This is a genomic window from Levilactobacillus cerevisiae (genome assembly GCF_003946245.1).
GTDB lineage: Bacteria > Bacillota > Bacilli > Lactobacillales > Lactobacillaceae > Levilactobacillus > Levilactobacillus cerevisiae.
In genome coordinates this window covers 1-1,419 of the sequence record NZ_RHNN01000077.1, presented here as the reverse complement: position 1 = coordinate 1,419, position 1,419 = coordinate 1, and the positions used below count along the sequence as shown (strand labels likewise).

2 protein-coding genes and 1 pseudogene are annotated in these 1,419 nt (G+C 38.6%); all 3 read left to right on the top strand.

Features of this window, described 5'->3' with window-relative positions; genetic code table 11:
- Positions 1-318: 318 nt before the first annotated feature.
- Positions 319-519 (top strand): annotated as a pseudogene (locus tag EKM99_RS15650) (replication initiator protein A); the annotation flags it as partial.
- Between the two features lie 250 nt (positions 520-769).
- The gene (locus tag EKM99_RS15645; protein WP_105308475.1) at positions 770-1,051 is read left to right on the top strand and encodes a type II toxin-antitoxin system RelB/DinJ family antitoxin; all 282 of its coding nucleotides are present in this window, start codon (positions 770-772) and stop codon (positions 1,049-1,051) included.
- On the top strand, positions 1,041-1,419 hold a 379-nt coding region (locus EKM99_RS15640), incomplete at its 3' end, for a hypothetical protein (RefSeq protein WP_125584212.1). The genes EKM99_RS15645 and EKM99_RS15640, both read left to right, overlap by 11 nt.

Sequence of the window (1,419 nt, the reverse complement as noted above, 5' to 3'; positions counted from 1 at the left end):
ATGAGACAGTTGAATTTAAGGGAATGGTCTAGGAGTAATACCAGTAATTTTCACAAACTTCCTTTCCCCAATTAAAGTCAATCTGCGACCTATACCACTTCTTTTTTGGACAAGTTCACAATCAAAAAAGAACGGAATGTTGTTCCCTCGGTAATGAATCAGGTTACTTGGGATAAGCCGCCTTATGTTAAGTAGAAATTGGTATACTAAAAAAGGCTCCCGGTTTAACACTGGAGGTCTTTTTTCTAGGTTACATATTTTGAGGATGAATGTTTTTATCTTCGTAGCTTTTACTTGGGTGCTGTAACATGATGAATACTGCTTAGTTTTTGGTGCCGTACCCCACAACAAATGCGGCGCTTCATTGGCATTATCTTAAATGCTAAGTACCGAGTTGAGAAGGATCATAAAGATATTGGCGTCATAATCCCACTGGACGACGAAGAACTTAAATTTTTAATGACTAAAGCCGAAGAAGAAAAGTCGGCCGACAACGATAACAGTGGGTTGTACTACTAGTCCTAAAAGGCTACAAAATCCTTTCTAAGCAGTTTTAAGACTTACTAACCTATTTATACTTAGGTTAGATTTAAATGGCTTAAACAGAAGAATAGGGGCTTTTAAATGAGTGCCAGAGCTAACCAGCTCAAAAGTTCAACCTTTAGATCAACACCAAGCTCAAGTGATTTGAGGCCAGGGCTTTATCTATTGATAAGGTACTCAAAAGGTAGTATAATGGTAGTAGTAAAAGAAAGGAGATGAGACAATCATGGCAGTTAATGAAAAGAAACGGGTCCAAGTCAAGATTGATAAAGATTTGGCCGATGATACCGAAGCAGTTTTAAGCGAATTGGGCTTAAATCCAACCACGGCCATTAACATGTTTTACAAGCGGATTGTTGCTAATGGTGCTTTACCTTTTAATGCGTCTTTAAGCGAAGAAGAAAGAGCTAATTTACGCTTTTTAAAGGCGACCGAAGGGACACCAGTCACCGAGTTCAAAGACGCTAAAGAGGTCGCTGATTGGCTCAACGATCCAGATGAGGACTAATGACTTAGTCAGCCTATACGTTAGTTTTGTAGAAACTAACGGTGGCAAGTCTCGGCCAGTTTTAATTCGTCGGGTATCAGAACAGACGGTCGAGGCTTTTAAAATTACTAGTCAGTATGAAAAGAAGTCGGCTTATATCAAGCAACAATATTATCCGATTCAAGATTGGCAATCCGCTGGGTTGAAGAAACCTTCCTGGGTCGATCTTGGTAATATTTATCGCTTTCCCAAAGCCGGTTTAAACTTTAAAGAAATCGGTCATTTAAGTAAGCTAGATCAAAATAAAATTTCAGATTTTACGCTTGACCTAAAATCAAAAAGAAGAGGTAAGGGTCAAAAGATAATTCAACAGCGATCAAGTAAAAGGA